This window comes from Nostoc sp. TCL26-01, from assembly GCF_013393945.1.
Taxonomy (GTDB): Bacteria; Cyanobacteriota; Cyanobacteriia; order Cyanobacteriales; family Nostocaceae; genus Trichormus.
In genome coordinates, this window is sequence record NZ_CP040297.1 from 3,598,088 (window position 1) to 3,614,023 (window position 15,936).

Consider the following 15,936-nt stretch of genomic DNA (forward strand, 5'->3'; position numbering starts at 1 on the left):
AACAAAATGTCAAAATTAATGTAAGTCGATTTTAGTGAATGGGAACAATTTATGAGAATTTGATTATTGTGCAGAACAATATTCCAGTTCATAATTATAATGAGAAGCCCAGTTTATCCCACTCCAGAGCAAACAATAACGTGTTTTATCCTTTGTCAGAATGTTACAACTTTGTTTTTGCCGATTTTTATAGTCCGAATTGATGAACGCACTGGCAACATTTACATTCTGGCTGGAGAGGAAACGGGTATATTAATCACACGCGATGGCAGATGGAGATACGAAGAATGACAAAACCCAACTTCGCAGCAATGAGTAAGTCTGAGTTGAAAGCTTATTTGTTAAAATATCGCAACGATACTGAAGCTTTTCACGCTTTGATGGATAAAATTACATCTGAACCCAATCAGACGTTTTATACAGTAGAAGAAGCAGGAAAACTACAAAAGCTAATTGAAGATAGACAGCGATTGAAAGAAAATAGTTAGCATTTATCTAAGTTTAAACCGTTTCAATACTGAACCGTTTAGCAAATGTGTGATTTTTGTGACGGCTATATTCAACTGGTGGTATGTGGAAGGATTTTTCCGGATGCGGTAAATATCTAATGAAAAGACGAAAGATGCACCTTAATTAATCTCCCTCAGTCTTTGGCTGGGGGGTTTTATTATTTGAAGACGGATGGTAACAAGCTAGGGGCTAACCATAAGGCGTAACCAATGAATCCAAACAAGATGGTAATGAGAAACGTAATCACATAGCTGATACAAATTAGTAAACCATCAGATTCGATTGTAGCGATCGCTAATAGTAAAATTCCTACTGTAGGAATAGGGTTAGTTAAGGGAATGGGGGAGATGAGTAGTATTGTCAGCCAAGAGATACAAAACCCATTGACTCGCCATGTTAAAGGATTTTCGGCAATTTTTTCCCATCGAGGACGGGCTATTTTCTCGACGACTCTGGTGACACGGCGTAAGTTTTGTAGTAAAAACTGGGCAAAGGGGCGAGGAAATTTATAGCGGGCGATTCTTTTAGGTAACCAAGGCGATCGCCTACCCAAAACCATCTGTAATGATAGTACCAAACAAGCGACACCAAAAGGCCCAGCTGCCCCCGGTGGCATGGGAAACAAAAATGGCAAAACTAACAATGCAATTACCAAGCTAAAACCCCGTTCTGAGGTTTCTAGCAAAATATCTCCCAGTGTCAAATGCTGTTCGGCTAAACGTTGCAGCAATGACTTAATTTCTTGAGAAAAACTCAAATGTATTTTCCGTGATTTGATGTCATTTGCCACAGTATCCTACTTAATTCTAATCAATTAAATATGAATATGAATTTGTAGTAATTGCCTACTGTGTAGACTAAGCTACTTCTAAAAAATCTCTATTTGATGAATTTATAGGAAAGAACACAGCAGGCGAAACTTTAAAGAAATCAGCAAGTTTTTGGATATGCTCAACTGTCAATTTACGCTTACCGTTTAGCACATCAGAAACAATTGATTCAGTTTTAAAAATAGGCACTAAATCTTTTTGCTTCAGAGTTAATTCATCAATTAACACCTTCAGTAGTTCTACTCCATAAATATCTGGAACTAACTCTTGCTGTTCTTCATATTCATGAATTAACATTCCTAATAAATTGAGATAGTCCGCTTCTTCCTCCGTCAATTCTCTCTTATCAAGTAAATCATCGACAACCGCCTGAGTTTTTGCAAAATCATCTTCAGATTTTATGGGGCGCGGAGGGAAAGATATAAGTAACTCTGTGTAATTGGTAGCGTTGTCTTGCATTTCATCATTATGTTATTAGTTGCTTAATTTAGTAGAATCAAGCTTGCAGCTTTGACAATTCTAGTTCTACTTCGTAGATAGCACATCTATATTAAGGTTAGCCATTAAACCATTCGTCATTTTTCCATTTATCTTTATCGTATTCTGCATGAGTGAGAAACCCACGAATAAATATAGCTTTAGTTTTATAGTCAATATAGGTTATTAACCTATATTTATTACCTCCAATATCAAAAATCACAAAGTTTTTAACTCGATCTGGCGCAAAAATGGAAGTAGCTTTAATATCTTCAAAACTATTCCAGTCTTGTGCTTTTACAAGCTTACTCCAAGCCCGTATGCTGGATTCAGCATCAGGATACTGTTCGCTAGCTTGGTTGAGTCTTTTTTTGGTAATAATACGCATTCGAGATTGCTTTTGAGTTAGACATAAAAATAATCAAAATAAAGACAAAATAAAGGTTTTGGACTCAATTGATCCAATCTTAGCAAAATGCGAATTTATCTGCAAGCGCTTCCCCTTGTTCACTCACCACTCCCTCACTTCCTTACTCAGCACGGGCTAAACGCCCCGCTAACAGCACTCAGGACTCAGGACTCAGCACTCATCACTAACTACTCAAACCGGTGGGACTAAAACACTAACAGCTTTGGGAATGACGCGAAAAGTTGCGGGGGTATAGGTGGTAATTTCGCCATCAGTGTTAATGGGGCGTGGTTTACGAGTATAAACTGCAAATTCTTGGCCATGTAGGGCGCGGACATTTTGCCGATGGATATGTCGCCCATTTCGCATTGCGGGTAATAAAGGAATAATTTCCCACCAATGCTTAATTTCTAAACTGTAAAGGTCTAATCTTTGGTCATCAATACTGGCATCGTGAACTACAGCCATCCCACCACCATAATAGCGGCCATTGCCTACAGCAATTTGGACAGTTTTTACATGAAAAGCTTGATTTTTATAGCGAATTTCTGCACTAAAGGGACGTGATTCCCAGATAACTTGTATGGCTGTGACTGCATAAGCTAGTATTCCCCAGCGACGTTTAAATTCTTTGGTAAGTCGGCGGGTAATTTTTACACTCAGTCCTAAACTAGCAACATTAAAAAAGTGCTTACCGTTTACCCAACCTAAATCAATTTGTCGCAATTCTCCTTGAGCAATTGTTCGACAAGCTTCGCTCAGGGAGTTAGAAATACCTAAAGTTCTTGCTAAATCGTTAGCAGTTCCTAATGGCAAAATCCCTAAAGGTAATTGAGTTTCTACTAAAGCATCAACGACGGTATTCAGAGTACCATCACCACCACCAACTATGACTAAATCGACTTCATTTTTATACTTGTGGATAATTTGAGAAAGGTGTTGAGGATTTTCTGTTGATTCTTCAATTAACTGAAAACCATAGTTTTTCAAGTAATCAATTGCTTGCAATAGACTGGTTTGTCCTTGCCGAGAATGACGATTGACTAATAATAAGGCGCGAAGACTCATAATAATTCGTAATTCGTAATTCGTAATTCGTAATTCACTACGGGAAGACCTACGTAATTAGGGTATATACAATTTATATATTTGCTATGTTTACTAGGAACTTTTCTACGTTGACAGTTTAGTTATCTATATGACAAATAGTTATTTTTAGCCAATTAAATTTTAATGCTATCTAGTGTAGCGCGATTATTTGTCTATAGGTTCATTCCTTGGTCATGGAATAGTTCAGGTATTTTGCATAAAAGTAATTCTTAGTATTGCTTGAGACACGAGAACCCCGACTTCTATGAGAAATCGGGGATCTTTTGGCACGACAAAGTTATGTTTTCTGAAGAAAAAGGCGAAAGACAAAAGATAAAACGGATAATTATTTTACCTTTTATCTTTTACCTCTGTGCTAACAGTCGTCATCTAGGGAACGTTGCTAACCCACGTCATCATGAGCAAAACGGTTAAAGAGAAAATCTAGAGCATAGTTACGCAGTTTATAGTATTGTGGATCTTCCATGATGCGAGCGCGATCGCGTGGACGAGAAAAAGGAATTTCCAATACTTCACCAATTTTGGCGTGAGGACCATTGGTCATCATCACCAATTTGTCTGCTAAAAATAATGCCTCATCAATGTCGTGAGTAATCATCAACACTGTGCAGCGATTATCACCCCAGATTTTCAACAATTCTTCTTGTAATTCTTCTTTGGTAATTGCATCTAATGCCCCAAATGGTTCGTCTAAAATTAAGACTTTGGGACGAATTGCCAAAGCACGGGCAATGGATACCCTTTGTCTCATCCCACCGGACATTTGCAGGGGTTTTTTCTCCATTGCATCGGCTAGTCCCACCATTGCCAAATGTTCGCGGACTATTGCCCTTTTCTCGGCTTCTGGTTTGTTGGGGTAAACGGCGTTGACGGCGAGGTAAATATTTTCAAAAGCTGTGCGCCAAGGAAGTAGGGCATAGTTTTGAAATACCACCATCCGGTCGGGGCCTGGTTTGGTGATAGGTTCACCTTCGAGTAAGACTTGCCCGGAGGTAGGGAAGTTAAAACCCGATACCATGTTTAGCAGTGTGGATTTACCACAACCAGAGTGACCGATGACGCAGATAAATTCACCTTGTTCTACGTTTAAGTTAACGCCATCTAGGACGGTGAAGGGGCCTTTTTTGGTGGGATAAATTTTAGTAACGTCTTTAATTTCCAGGAAAGACCGACTACTGGTAGTTGTAGTTGTGGATGGTCTGGTTTGTCTTTCTCTGGTGGTTTCGGTGACGCTGGAACTACGGTTTTGCATGGTGGTGATATTTGGGTTTGGGTTGATGAGGGAGAGAAGCTAGGGCGTATTTTCAAACAACTGATTGAGCCGCCTAATTTTTTAGATCCCCCTAAATCCCCCTTAGAAAGGGGGACTTTGAGAGGTCTTTAGCCCCCCTTTTTAAGGCAGGGCTGTTTCATTCCATTTCAAACAGGATTTGTCAAGATGGTTAGCAAGAAAATTGTCAGTAAGCGTGACGAAGAGATGAACATTTAAGCACTGAAATATCAGTAAAATAGTTGGTTTCATCGGCACGTCGGTAACAAAATAACTAATTTTTCATCGCTAGAACCCTTGATTTTTAAAGCTCTTTGGGGAATGAAACAGCCCTGCCTTTTTAAGGGGGGTTGGGGGGATCTAACACTAAATTTTTTATTCATGCGCGAGTTTTACTCATTAACCGAGTTCAAAACCTCAACGTTTGAGTTCAGAACCTCATTGTTCGAGTTCAGAACCTCATTGTTCGAGTTCCGAACTTCATCGTTCGAGTTCCGAACCTCATAAACGGAGTTCCAAGACTCATTAACCGAGTTCAGAACCTCATCGTTCGAGTTCAGAACCTCATAAATGGAGTTCCAAGACTCATTAATCATGTTCCAATACTCGTGATTGAAGTTCAAAGACTGGTAAATGGAGTTGCGATCCTCGCGCATGATGTTTATTTCCTGATGATTTGCTTACGCAACTCGGCGAGTGGGTGAATCAAGGATGACTTCGGCAATGGAGAAATCACGTTTAATTGGTAAGCTGTTGAGGTAAGTGATCGGGTCTTCAGCGTTAAAGGGAGTACCATCAAACAGTTGAATGGGTTGGCGAGTATAGCTAATATCTAGACCTAACTCTCTGGCGGCGGTACTGAAGACGCGGACACGACAAACACGTTCCACAACTTCCACCCAATTGCGGGGGAAAGGAGTATCACCCCAACGCGCCAACTGACTCATAATCCAAATTTGTTCTGTGCGGCTGGGACGGTTGATGGCAGAATCAGAATAAAATTGGTGGTGAGCGTAGTCCCGTAATGGATGGTCTAAACTACAAGTATTGTTGTTGGGGTCTTCTAGTTGGACGTACTCTAAGTCAGTGCTGACGTAATCCTTTCCAGCAACAATTCTTCTAACTTCTTCCGCATTTTCTGGTTTAGAACAGTATTCACAAGCTTCCAGTAAGGCTTTAGTTAAGGCAATGTGGGTATTAGGATAGGTTTCTGCCCAATCTTCGCGCACACCGAGAACTTTACCGGGGTGTCCCAACCAAACCTCTAAGTCAGTAGCAATGGTAAAGCCAGCACCTTCCACGGCGGCGCGGTAGTTCCAAGGTTCACCCACGCAGTAACCGTCAATACTCTTGTTTTGTAAGTCGGCTACCATTTGGGCGGGGGGAATGGTCTTCATATCCACATCCAAATCGGGATCAACACCACCAGCTGCCAACCAATAACGCAGCAGCAAGTTGTGCATGGATGCGGGATGAACTACACCCATGATGTGTCTTTGGTCGCGGGTACGTAGCAGGTAGTTTTTGAAATCAGATAAGGTGCGGACACCTTCATCATAGAAACGTTTGGCTAGGGTGATGGCGTTACCGTTGCGAGTCATGGTGAGGGCGGTAACTACGGGTAGGGGTTGGTTATTATGTCCGCCCAATGTTAACCACATCGGCATCCCGGAAGGCATTTGGGCTGCGTCGATATAACCACCAGTCATGCCGTCAACGATACCGCGCCAGCTAGTCTCCCGGACTAGGTTCACTTCATCTAAACCATGCTTGACAAAGAAACCTTTTTCCTTAGCTACAGCGAGGGGGGCGCAAGCGGTGAGGGGTAAGAAGCCAATTTCTAAGTTGACTTTTTCTAAACCATGACGAGAAACGGCTGCTGTTTTGCGGGCGCGGATTTTCTTGACTCGTTTTTGCTGGTTGAGGAAGTAAATCATCTCACTCCGCAAACTGTAGTAGCTGGGGTGTTCTACTACTTCCATGCGTTTGCGGGGTCTGGGGATATCAACTTCTAAGATGTCGCCAATTTTTGATTCCGGGCCATTGGTCAACATGACAATTCTGTCAGATAACAGCACTGCCTCATCGACATCATGAGTCACCATGACTGCTGTGACTTCATTTTCTTCGCAGATTTGCATTAACTGTTCTTGCAAATTACCTCTGGTGAGGGCATCTAACGCACCGAAGGGTTCATCTAATAGTAATAGTTTAGGACGAATTGCCAGAGCGCGGGCGATCGCTACCCGTTGTTTTTGTCCACCCGATAACATGCCTGGTTGTTTATCTGCATGGGGACGCAAACCCACCATATCTATATGTTTTTCTACAACAGCTTTGCGTTCACCTTCGGGCATCCCCTTCATCACTGAGTTGACAGCCAAAGCAATATTTTCTCTCACCGTCCGCCAAGGTAACAAGGAGTAATTTTGGAAAACCACCATCCGGTCTGGCCCTGGTCTGGTAATTCTCTGTCCTTCCAGAGTCACTATACCTTCAGTTGGTAAGTCCAACCCAGCAATCATGTTTAACAAAGTGGATTTACCACAACCGGAGTGACCAATCAAAGAAACAAATTCACCTTTTTTAATCTGGAGGTCGATTCCTTTCAGGGCGATATATTTACCACCGCCGGTTAAGTCGAATACCTTTTCAATCTGATCAACTGCAACAAATACGCTCATTTATTTTTTCCCCAAGACTTTGTTAGTTGGTCACTAGCCATGAGTTTCTTAACTAATGACTAATGACTCATGACTAATGACTAATGACTAATGACTACTTCTGCTCTGCTGGTAAAATCAAGTTTTGCAATGCTGCCATCAATTTATCGAGGATTAAACCGACAACGCCGATGTAGACTAGTGCCAAAATTACTTCGCTGACGTTGTTGTTTTGATAAGCATCCCAGATAAAGAAGCCAATACCGACGATACCAGACATGACGATTTCTGCGGCGATAATCGCTAACCAAGCCAAACCAATCGCAATTCTTAAACCAGTGAAAATGTAGGGTAGTGCGGCAGGAATCAGAATATTAGTGAAGTATTCTTTGCGGCTTAGTTGCAGTACTTTGGCAACGTTGTTGTAGTCTTGAGGAATTTGAGTGACACCTACTGCTGTGTTGATTAAAATTGGCCAAATTGCGGTGATGAAGATTACAAATAAAGCTGCTGGTTCGTTTTGACGTAAAGCTGCCAAGGAGATAGGAACCCAAGCCAAAGGTGGTACAGTTCGTAATAGTTGGAAGATGGGATCTAAGGCTTTGGACATGGTTTTATTAATCCCAATCAAAACACCCAAAGCAATACCCACAATTGCTGCCAAAGTATAGCTAATGGCTACCCGTTGTAGACTAGCTAAAATTTGCCAAAACAGACCCTTATCTGTACCACCCTTATCATAGAAGGGATATAAAATTAAAGTCCACGTATCTTGAATTACTTGTACGGGGCCTGGTAATGTTGCGCCAGGAGTCCAGGAGAATAATTGCCAGATTACCAGAAAAATAATGATGGCGATCGCTGGCGGTACTACATTGGGAAATTGCTTTTGCAATTTGGCTAAAACACTATTATCTAACTTCGGGCTTGCGGGTCTTTTTTGCGCTATAGTCATGATTTTGATGTTCCTTAGATGACGAATGTTTGTGCGGAATTGAAAAACTGTTCTACGACTGTTGGAGAAAACTTGCATCATGTACATACATTAGTTGCATTGCGTGCAACTAATGTACAGACGTTGCAATGCAACGTCTCTACGCCTTTTTGATTTTGAGGCTGTTGAGATACTCTTCTGGCTTTTCGGGGTCGAATTTAACGCCATCAAAGAATGTTTCTACACCGCGAGATGTGTTGGTGGGGATATCCGCAGCCGCAATTCCTGCTTCTTTCGCTGCTTCTTTCCAAATGTCTTCACGGTTAACTTTATTGATTAACTCTTTAGCCTTGGCTGCACCATTGGCAAGGTAATCTTTGGGCAAGAATCCCCAACGCACGTTCTCCGTGATGAACCACAAATCATGGCTCTTGTATGGATAAGAAACACTACCTTTTTCATCTTTCCAGTAGTAAGCAGCCATTGATTTATCATCAATTTTGCGACCATCACCCATGTCATACTTACCTTGGTATGGGTCTGCTAAAATCTCTGGATCATTCAGGTTAAAATAATTTCTTCCAGCCAGAATTTGTGCGGCTTCTTTGCGATTATCAAAGTTATCTAACCATTGCTGCGCTTCCATGATACCCTTGAGTATGGCTTTTGTGGCTTTGGGATTTTTATCAACCCAATCAGCTCTCATCGCTAAATATTCTTCGGGGTGATTTTTCCATATCTCTGCGGTTAATGCAGCCATGAAGCCGATTTTGTCGTTGACGAGGCGGAATGGCCAGGGGTCACCTGTACTGAAAGCGTCCATTGTGCCGGTTTTCATGTTAGCGACAGTCTGCGCTGCTGGTACAGTTAGTAGTTTGACTTCTGTATCTGGGTCGATACCGCCTGCTGCTAACCAGTAGCGAATCCACAAATCTTGGTTAACGTGGGGGAATGTGAATGCGGCTGTAAAGGGTGTGGAGGATTTGAGTTGGGTAAATAAAGACTTAGCACTGGCTAGTTGTAGACCGATTCCTTTGCCTTTGTGTTTGTTAGCGATCGCAATCCCATTACCATGAGTAATTAACTGCGCTAAAACATACATGGGAATTTTTTGATTCCCTTTAGTAATCAAACCTTCTGTAATTAAATGCGGCATGGGCATTTGCCATTGCCCACCATCAATTCCCCCACCAGCTGAACCAATTTCCACGTTATCTCTAGCCGAACCCCAAGAAGCTTGTTTAGAAAGTTCCACATTGGTCATGCCATACTTGGCAAAAAAACCTTTCTCTTTAGCAATAATTAAAGGTGCAGATTCGACAATGGGGATATATCCCAATTTAACTGTGGTTACTTCTGGTGCTTGTTCTGGGCTGATGTTAGCAACTGGTTGAGCTGTGGTTCCAGTTTGTGTCCCACCAGTAGTTTCTGGGGGATTACCCAAACAACCTTTGAGAAATACAGCACTTGCCGAAGCCCCTGCTGTAACAATAAATTTACGGCGAGAAATTTGATTAAAAAATTCTGTCATAAAATCCCCTCAAGCTGAATGTAAATATTTATAAACACGACAATCAAGGCAAAGAAAACATGATGTCTCTCGCATTCATCACAAAGTTTTTTGCATACTCAGCTACGTCAAAACAAACCATTCCCTGACAGAAATAGCTTTGACAATTACCTAGTAGATAAATTTTGGTGAATTGCTTGGCTTTATTTGAATTTCCTTGTCGGTCACTCACTGTATTGAAATTAGTTTACAGGTTTTAATGTCAAAGTGGATGATTATAAACTCGAATTCTAAAATAAATATTAGATTGGTCATATAAGTAAAAACTTATCATTCACTTGGAAATCACAGGGGGTTACTCAATGTATAAATCTTTATTGATGATAAACATTTACTTAAGCCATGATTTACTAGATTTAGCTATATGTATTGTGTAATTATCTAACGACTAAAAAGAAGTATCAATAATTGTTAATGGCAACCATTGGTTAATGCCATAATCTACAGTTTTTCTACTCAGTTGCACTCACGTACCTAACACCAAAACCCTGACCAAGAGAATCAAAATTAAGATTTTTAAACTTTGCCCTATCAACTATTGACTTTTGACGAAAAGTATTGAGTTACTTGACACTGCGTAAATCCCAACAACTTAAACATTGTCATTTCCCTGGAGCTTCCCCAGAGCGATAGTATTGAGAGAAGAATCAATTAAGCTTGGCCGCAATGACTTTAGCTGAAACTCCCAACACTGCAAACCGACAAAATCCGCTTCTGACTCTCAACTACGAACCAGCCCTGCAAACCTTGGGTGATGACTACTACGACGAAGTAGCAGCAGCCGAATTTCCTCAACACATCCTCCGCTGGCGTAACGACGCACTTCTACCAAAACTGGGATTAGATCCCTTAAATGTGACAGACGAAGATTTCGTCACCGCTTTTGGTAAATTTCAGGGACGTAAACCCTTTTTAGCATTGCGTTATCACGGCTATCAATTCGGTGAATATAATCCACAGTTGGGTGATGGTAGGGGCTTTTTGTATGGACAAGTCCGGGGTACTGATGGCGAATTGTATGACTTTGGGACAAAAGGTTCCGGGAGAACGCCTTATTCTCGTGGTGGTGATGGTATGCTCACACTCAAAGGCGGAGTCAGAGAAGTTTTAGCCGCAGAAGCATTACATCATTTGGGTGTACGTACTTCGCGTTGTCTCACCATGATTGAAACCGGCTTATCTCTCTGGCGTGGTGATGAACCTTCACCGACTCGTTCATCTGTGATGGTGAGGATGAACCGTTCTCATATTCGCTTTGGCACATTTGAGCGTTTGCACTATCTCCAACGTCCAGATTTAACTCAAAAGTTATTAGACCATGTGATTGAGTATTACTACCAACATTTAGTGGGAGAAACAGATAGATACGCTTTATTTTATGCCGAATTAGTTAAACGAGTAGCAGAATTAGTTGCTCAGTGGATGGCTGCAGGCTTTTGTCATGCTGTCCTCAATACAGATAATATGTCCATTACTGGGGAAAGTTTTGACTACGGCCCTTATGCTTTTATTCCTACTTATAATCCTCATTTTACAGCAGCATATTTTGATTATTACGGACGCTACTGTTACATTCATCAGCCAAGTATATGTCAATTAAATTTAGAAATGCTGCAAACGCCATTAAAGACAATTATTAATCAAGCTGATATGGAATTAGGATTATCTAGATTTGTTAAATATTATTTGGCAGAATATCGCAATTTAATGTTAAAAAAGTTAGGCTTTGCAAAATTAGCATCTCCAGCAGCTGATGATCTGTTAAAGTTAACCATTAAATTTTTGCAAGATAGTCAAGTTGGTTATCATCAATTTTTTTCAGAGATGGCTCGGACATTTTCATCTAAATGGAGAGATGAGCCGGGATTGGTGTTAAGTAGCTCAGATATTGTTCCTGTTTCAGGTACAGATGCAACTTTCGATAATTGGTGTATACTTTACCATAAAATCTTGAATGATTTTGACCCTGAGCAAATGCACATAATTGCTCAAACTCTCACTACCTCTAATCCGCGAACTGTGTTATCAAGACCTGTGATTGAGTCGATTTGGGAACCAATTACTCAAGAGAATAATTGGCAACCTTTTGATGATTTAGTCCAGAGACTTCAGCGAAGAGATTAGTCATTGGTCAATAGTCATTAGTCAATAGTCAATAGTCAAATTATTCACTCCCTCACTCCCTCACTCACCACTCTTTACTCAGCACTCATCACAGGCTAAACGCCCCGCTTCCGCTAACAGCACACCCTTCGGGAACGCCAAGGGCGAACAGCACTCAGCACTCACCACTCCTTAATTAAGTAAGGGTAGAAACTTTTTGATCAAACCAATAGTGACGGCTGGTAGTTCTAGTTGTGGGGTTAATCCAGTATTTTCCAGTTGTTGAAAGACTCTGATTGCTTGAGGATTTTTTTCTGCCAAGCGACGACCGATTTCTGGGCCGGTGAATTGAGACTTTTGTCCCCAGATGATTGCTGTGGGAGTGAGTAGTTGTTGAATGTAAAGGGCTAAATCAAAACATAAGTCACCCCTAACAAAAGAGAGTGCTGCGTACTCAGCATTGTGTTGCTGGGCAGATTGCAGGTAGGCTTCGACAATTTCTTCATAGACTCGGTTAGCTTGGGCAAATTGCCGTTGTTCGAGAAAACTGCGAATACCTGTACTAGTGGCAACACCTGTACTGTATAGTAAGCGGTCAAGAATGGGAACACCTGCTAATTGGGCAAAAAAGCTGCGGGAATAGTCCTCACCAAAATCAGCTAGCCCAGAAGGTGTGACTAGAATTAAAGACTTAAACAAATTTGGATGAGCGATCGCTACTCTAATTGTAAATGCTGCTGTCAGTGAAGAAGCGATCGCAGTGACTGGCCCGATGCAAGTCTGCTCAATAAACTCACGAATTGTTGTTAAATAATCCTCAATTGCATAATTCCGCACTGGATGCTCAGATTGACCCCAACCAATTAAATCTGGTGCTAGTATGCGATATTCAGTAGCAAAAGCCGGATAAACTTTCGACCACTCATAAGCAGAAGACCCGCCGCCAAAGCCATGTAAAAACAATAAAGTTTCTTGCTCATGGTCTATCCGGTTTTCCTGCCATAGTGCGCCTGTATCAGTGTAGTATACTATTTTACCTAGTGAGGTAATGATTGAGCGTTGTTCAAATCCGAGTGGTTGAAACATAGAGCTTCACTATCCAGTAAATGTAGTTTAGTTATTCGTCAATAGCCATTAATTCTTTGTTTTTGCCTTTTTTTTAGAAGTTTTTTCTGGTTTTTTGTCAGTTTTGTTTTGCTTTGTACAATTGTTATTATCTATTAACTAAGAAGTTTCCCACCTCTAGCTAGCGTCAGATTAAGTAGATGTAAAATCACTGGGTTACTTGTAAAGATTCAGTAATTTTTTTTTCACACATCAGTAGGGTTTTTGCTTGTAATTACCAGATAGCAGGGTTTGTTTAGATTTATCTCTGGTAGCGAGAATTACTTAGCCAATATTTACGCACAAGTTTTTTGTGGTAGTCTACAGAATACTTACGGAAAATTATGAGCGTCTCAAAAAAACTAAAGCGCTTATAAGCAACAACTACTCATCCCTAGCCTGTAGATAGGAGGAATGGTTGTTGATGTGTCTACTAACTTTGTGATTCTCTAGGTAATGCTAAGGCGGGTGTTGTGGTCAAGCAGGCTACTCTTCAATCAGATCAGTTACTAAAATTTGAATCCAGTACATTTGCACGTCCCCCATTCGAGGTGCAGCATCAAATTGTAGCTTCAGCCAGACGGAGTCAATTAGAAGCAGTAGTTGACTTGACGACGATAAATGCACATACGTGTCTATGTCTGAACTTAGAAGATTTAAAGTGCTTTGAAGTCGTAGAGCGTCAATATGAGGATTGGGGGGTTGTTTTTCACAACTCAATCGCCATCCAGCCCTCAAATCCGGCTTTTATGACTACTTCCGGGTTGACAGTGTTGATGGGTGCGCCGAAAAGTGGCTTTTTGGAAGCAAAATTTTTGCGCCCAGTTAATTGGGTGAGTGCTTGTGTCACTAGCTCACAGAGGTTGGTACTTTCTGCTTATGATAGCGATCGCCAACCAATAGCTCAAACTCTACTTCCCAGTGCCAATCTTGCCAACTCCGACTCAGCATTACCGCCTAATACTTTATTATCCATCAAAGCCAATAACATCCACTCTGTCACCTTCTCTGCATTCGATGGTCAATTTACTCTCCATGATTTTCGTTTCTGTGTCTAGCATTAGCAAAATTTCTGCTGTCCACTTTAACACAGGTATTCTTATAGAGTAATATTGATTGTCGATTTATAGTATTTGGTATTGGGAAAGTACGAATTCCTAGTTTGGGAAAATTTTTAGCTAGCTTGAGGGCAACTTCTACTAGGGATAAAGTTTACCTACAGGAAAACTCGATTGCTTAAATAATTCATCCTTTCCTTATGCCAAGTAAAACTGATACATCACACAATCTTGTAATGTAAGGTAGGAAAACACCGTGGTAAAGGCTTTGTCTTCTTGGCAGCAATTGATCAACCAGATTTTAAACTGGCAGCTGCCAGAACTTAAGACTAAAGCCATCAAGCAACCCAAATTGCAGCGTTTCTCAGAACCAGGTGGTCTTTTGGGTTTGCTGACAATTTTAGTGGTAATGCTGTTGTGGAACTGGAAACTACTATTGGCACTGCTGATGGGGATTGGGATGATGTTATTTGTCTACTCAATGCAAAAATGGGATTGGCAAAAACACTGGGGAGAAATTCACAGATTTTTCCATGGAACCAACCGGAGACTAGTCATAGCAGTTAGTAGTGGAGGTGTAGCAACTCTCAGCACATACGTAGCGGCAGCTATTTGGACTGAGTCTGATAGTCCGTGGATAGCAGCTAGTGCGATCGCTCAAGGTTTAGGAACTTTGTTAACCTTAATTTTACTAGTTTGGCAAATAGTTAAATTCTCCAGCGATCGAGAAGAAAATCACCTTGAGCAGTTGTTGCTCAATCTCACAGCAGCAGACGCACTCAAACGATTAATCACCTTACGCCGATTAACTAGAATTATCGACACTCAGCAAATTGATTCAGTATGGCAACGAGACATTCAGCAATGCTTACAACTACTACTAACTCGTGAAGAAGAAACCGTAGTTCGAGACGCAGCTTTTGAGAGTTTACAAGCCTTAGAACGCATTTCATCACAACCATCAACCCCTTTACCCAATCTCACACCACTATCAAATAAAGTCAAAATCAAAATTTCCCACCCATGACCAATGACTAATGACCAATGACCAATGACTCTTACCTATTGACTATTGACTATTGCCTATTCCCTATTGCCTATTGCCTATTGCCTATTGACTATTGACTCTTGCCTAATTCACTTTAATTGTCGATACAGCTTACCATTACGAACTTGTACCACAGGATGATTGCAACGACGGACTAATTGTTCATCGTGGGTAGTGACAATAACTGTAGCCCCAAAAGAGTTTAACTTCTGGAGAATCTGCATTACTTGCCAGGAGTTATCAGGATCAAGATTACCTGTAGGTTCATCAGCTAATAATAACGGTGGTGTGGCAACAATGGCCCGTGCAATACTGACTCGCTGTTGTTCCCCTCCAGAAAGTTGATCAGGAAAACAGTTAGCTTTAGCAAGTAACCCAACTAATTTTAATGTTGGTTCTAAACGTCTGTGAATTTCCTTACGGGTGTAGCCTTGAGCTTGTAAGACGAAAGATACATTTTCTGCTACTGTTCTTTGGGGAATCAGCTTGTAATCTTGAAACACAATGCCAATTCTTCGCCGCAATAACGACAGGCGATCGCCCCTTAAACCTGCTACATTAAAATCATTGACAATCACTTCTCCTTGTGTGGGTAGCTCCTCACCATACAACAATTTGAGCAGTGTTGACTTACCAGAACCACTCGGCCCTGTAATAAACAAAAATTCTTTCTGCTTCACCTCTAAGTTAATATCCAGCAAAGCATGACAGTTGTTACTGTAAGTCTTAGTCACAGAGCGCAATTGCACCATGTTACTAGTACTATAACTTTGCGGTTGAGTCTTAGATTCTGTTTGATTAGCAGTCTCTGGATTTGTTAATACAGGCATTAGTAAATTTTTCCTAGTCA

General features: G+C 41.0%; 15 protein-coding genes. 5 read left to right on the forward strand and 10 right to left on the reverse strand.

From position 1 onward, the window contains the following. Positions 1 to 99: 99 nt before the first annotated feature. Both FD725_RS33140 and FD725_RS15555 read left to right on the forward strand, forming a co-directional pair. Positions 100 to 291, forward strand: coding sequence for a hypothetical protein (locus tag FD725_RS33140; RefSeq protein WP_372726679.1), 192 nt, complete (start codon positions 100 to 102; stop codon positions 289 to 291). Further along, a complete protein-coding gene (locus FD725_RS15555; protein ID WP_179048960.1) occupies positions 288 to 488 on the forward strand; it encodes a hypothetical protein in 201 nt (66 codons plus the stop codon). Before FD725_RS33140 ends, FD725_RS15555 begins: the two co-directional genes overlap by 4 nt. Positions 489 to 667: 179 nt before the next feature. Here the strand turns inward: FD725_RS15555 and FD725_RS15560 are convergent, their stop codons facing one another. The 8 genes from FD725_RS15560 to FD725_RS15595 all read right to left on the reverse strand — a co-directional run bounded on the left by FD725_RS15560 (position 668) and on the right by FD725_RS15595 (position 9,734). Next, positions 668 to 1,273 (reverse strand): exopolysaccharide biosynthesis protein, encoded by a 606-nt coding sequence (locus FD725_RS15560; RefSeq protein WP_179051556.1) that lies wholly within the window; start codon positions 1,271 to 1,273, stop codon positions 668 to 670. A gap of 94 nt (positions 1,274 to 1,367) precedes the next feature. Beyond that, positions 1,368 to 1,799 carry a type II toxin-antitoxin system HigA family antitoxin gene (locus FD725_RS15565; RefSeq protein ID WP_179048961.1) on the reverse strand — a complete coding sequence of 144 codons (432 nt, stop codon included), beginning with the start codon at positions 1,797 to 1,799 and terminating at the stop codon, positions 1,368 to 1,370. Positions 1,800 to 1,896: 97 nt separating this feature from the next. Then, on the reverse strand, positions 1,897 to 2,205 hold the full coding sequence (locus tag FD725_RS15570) for a type II toxin-antitoxin system HigB family toxin (RefSeq protein WP_179048962.1): 309 nt from the start codon (positions 2,203 to 2,205) through the stop codon (positions 1,897 to 1,899). A 213-nt stretch (positions 2,206 to 2,418) separates the two neighbouring features. Next, positions 2,419 to 3,294, reverse strand: coding sequence for a lipid kinase (locus FD725_RS15575; RefSeq protein ID WP_179048963.1), 876 nt, complete (start codon positions 3,292 to 3,294; stop codon positions 2,419 to 2,421). A gap of 424 nt (positions 3,295 to 3,718) precedes the next feature. Next, positions 3,719 to 4,588 (reverse strand): nitrate ABC transporter ATP-binding protein, encoded by an 870-nt coding sequence (locus tag FD725_RS15580; RefSeq protein WP_179048964.1) that lies wholly within the window; start codon positions 4,586 to 4,588, stop codon positions 3,719 to 3,721. Positions 4,589 to 5,286: 698 nt separating this feature from the next. Beyond that, a complete protein-coding gene (locus FD725_RS15585; protein ID WP_179048965.1) occupies positions 5,287 to 7,290 on the reverse strand; it encodes a nitrate ABC transporter ATP-binding protein in 2,004 nt (667 codons plus the stop codon). Between the two features lie 94 nt (positions 7,291 to 7,384). Then, positions 7,385 to 8,224 (reverse strand): nitrate ABC transporter permease, encoded by an 840-nt coding sequence (ntrB, locus tag FD725_RS15590; RefSeq protein ID WP_179048966.1) that lies wholly within the window; start codon positions 8,222 to 8,224, stop codon positions 7,385 to 7,387. Between the two features lie 139 nt (positions 8,225 to 8,363). After that, complete coding sequence (locus tag FD725_RS15595) at positions 8,364 to 9,734, reverse strand: CmpA/NrtA family ABC transporter substrate-binding protein (RefSeq protein WP_179048967.1); 1,371 nt, start codon at positions 9,732 to 9,734, stop codon at positions 8,364 to 8,366. Between the two features lie 705 nt (positions 9,735 to 10,439). Between FD725_RS15595 and FD725_RS15600 the strand changes: the two genes are divergently transcribed. Beyond that, complete coding sequence (locus tag FD725_RS15600) at positions 10,440 to 11,897, forward strand: YdiU family protein (RefSeq protein ID WP_179048968.1); 1,458 nt, start codon at positions 10,440 to 10,442, stop codon at positions 11,895 to 11,897. A 171-nt stretch (positions 11,898 to 12,068) separates the two neighbouring features. Here the strand turns inward: FD725_RS15600 and FD725_RS15605 are convergent, their stop codons facing one another. Next, a complete protein-coding gene (locus tag FD725_RS15605) occupies positions 12,069 to 12,962 on the reverse strand; it encodes an alpha/beta fold hydrolase (RefSeq protein ID WP_179048969.1) in 894 nt (297 codons plus the stop codon). Between the two features lie 491 nt (positions 12,963 to 13,453). Between FD725_RS15605 and FD725_RS15610 the strand changes: the two genes are divergently transcribed. Both FD725_RS15610 and FD725_RS15615 read left to right on the forward strand, forming a co-directional pair. Then, a complete protein-coding gene (locus FD725_RS15610; RefSeq protein ID WP_179048970.1) occupies positions 13,454 to 14,038 on the forward strand; it encodes a hypothetical protein in 585 nt (194 codons plus the stop codon). A 256-nt stretch (positions 14,039 to 14,294) separates the two neighbouring features. Continuing rightward, positions 14,295 to 15,065: an armadillo-type fold-containing protein gene (locus FD725_RS15615; protein WP_179048971.1), complete on the forward strand. Its 771-nt coding sequence runs from the start codon at positions 14,295 to 14,297 to the stop codon at positions 15,063 to 15,065. Positions 15,066 to 15,175: 110 nt separating this feature from the next. Here FD725_RS15615 and ftsE read toward each other — a convergent pair whose 3' ends face one another. Beyond that, positions 15,176 to 15,916, reverse strand: a complete 741-nt coding sequence (ftsE, locus tag FD725_RS15620; protein WP_179048972.1) for a cell division ATP-binding protein FtsE — start codon at positions 15,914 to 15,916, stop codon at positions 15,176 to 15,178. Positions 15,917 to 15,936 lie beyond the last annotated feature (20 nt).

Excerpts from the sequence above, each read along its gene's own strand:
- FD725_RS15595 (WP_179048967.1), bottom strand. The coding sequence starts at position 9,734 with ATGACAGAATTTTTTAATCAAATTTCTCGCCGTAAATTTATTGTTACA.
- FD725_RS15555 (WP_179048960.1), top strand. The coding sequence starts at position 288 with ATGACAAAACCCAACTTCGCAGCAATGAGTAAGTCTGAGTTGAAAGCT.
- FD725_RS15600 (WP_179048968.1), top strand. The coding sequence starts at position 10,440 with ATGACTTTAGCTGAAACTCCCAACACTGCAAACCGACAAAATCCGCTT.
- FD725_RS15605 (WP_179048969.1), bottom strand. The coding sequence starts at position 12,962 with ATGTTTCAACCACTCGGATTTGAACAACGCTCAATCATTACCTCACTA.
- ntrB (WP_179048966.1), bottom strand. The coding sequence starts at position 8,224 with ATGACTATAGCGCAAAAAAGACCCGCAAGCCCGAAGTTAGATAATAGT.
- FD725_RS33140 (WP_372726679.1), top strand. The coding sequence starts at position 100 with ATGAGAAGCCCAGTTTATCCCACTCCAGAGCAAACAATAACGTGTTTT.
- FD725_RS15565 (WP_179048961.1), bottom strand. The coding sequence starts at position 1,799 with ATGCAAGACAACGCTACCAATTACACAGAGTTACTTATATCTTTCCCT.
- FD725_RS15570 (WP_179048962.1), bottom strand. The coding sequence starts at position 2,205 with ATGCGTATTATTACCAAAAAAAGACTCAACCAAGCTAGCGAACAGTAT.
- FD725_RS15575 (WP_179048963.1), bottom strand. The coding sequence starts at position 3,294 with ATGAGTCTTCGCGCCTTATTATTAGTCAATCGTCATTCTCGGCAAGGA.
- ftsE (WP_179048972.1), bottom strand. The coding sequence starts at position 15,916 with ATGCCTGTATTAACAAATCCAGAGACTGCTAATCAAACAGAATCTAAG.
- FD725_RS15585 (WP_179048965.1), bottom strand. The coding sequence starts at position 7,290 with ATGAGCGTATTTGTTGCAGTTGATCAGATTGAAAAGGTATTCGACTTA.
- FD725_RS15580 (WP_179048964.1), bottom strand. The coding sequence starts at position 4,588 with ATGCAAAACCGTAGTTCCAGCGTCACCGAAACCACCAGAGAAAGACAA.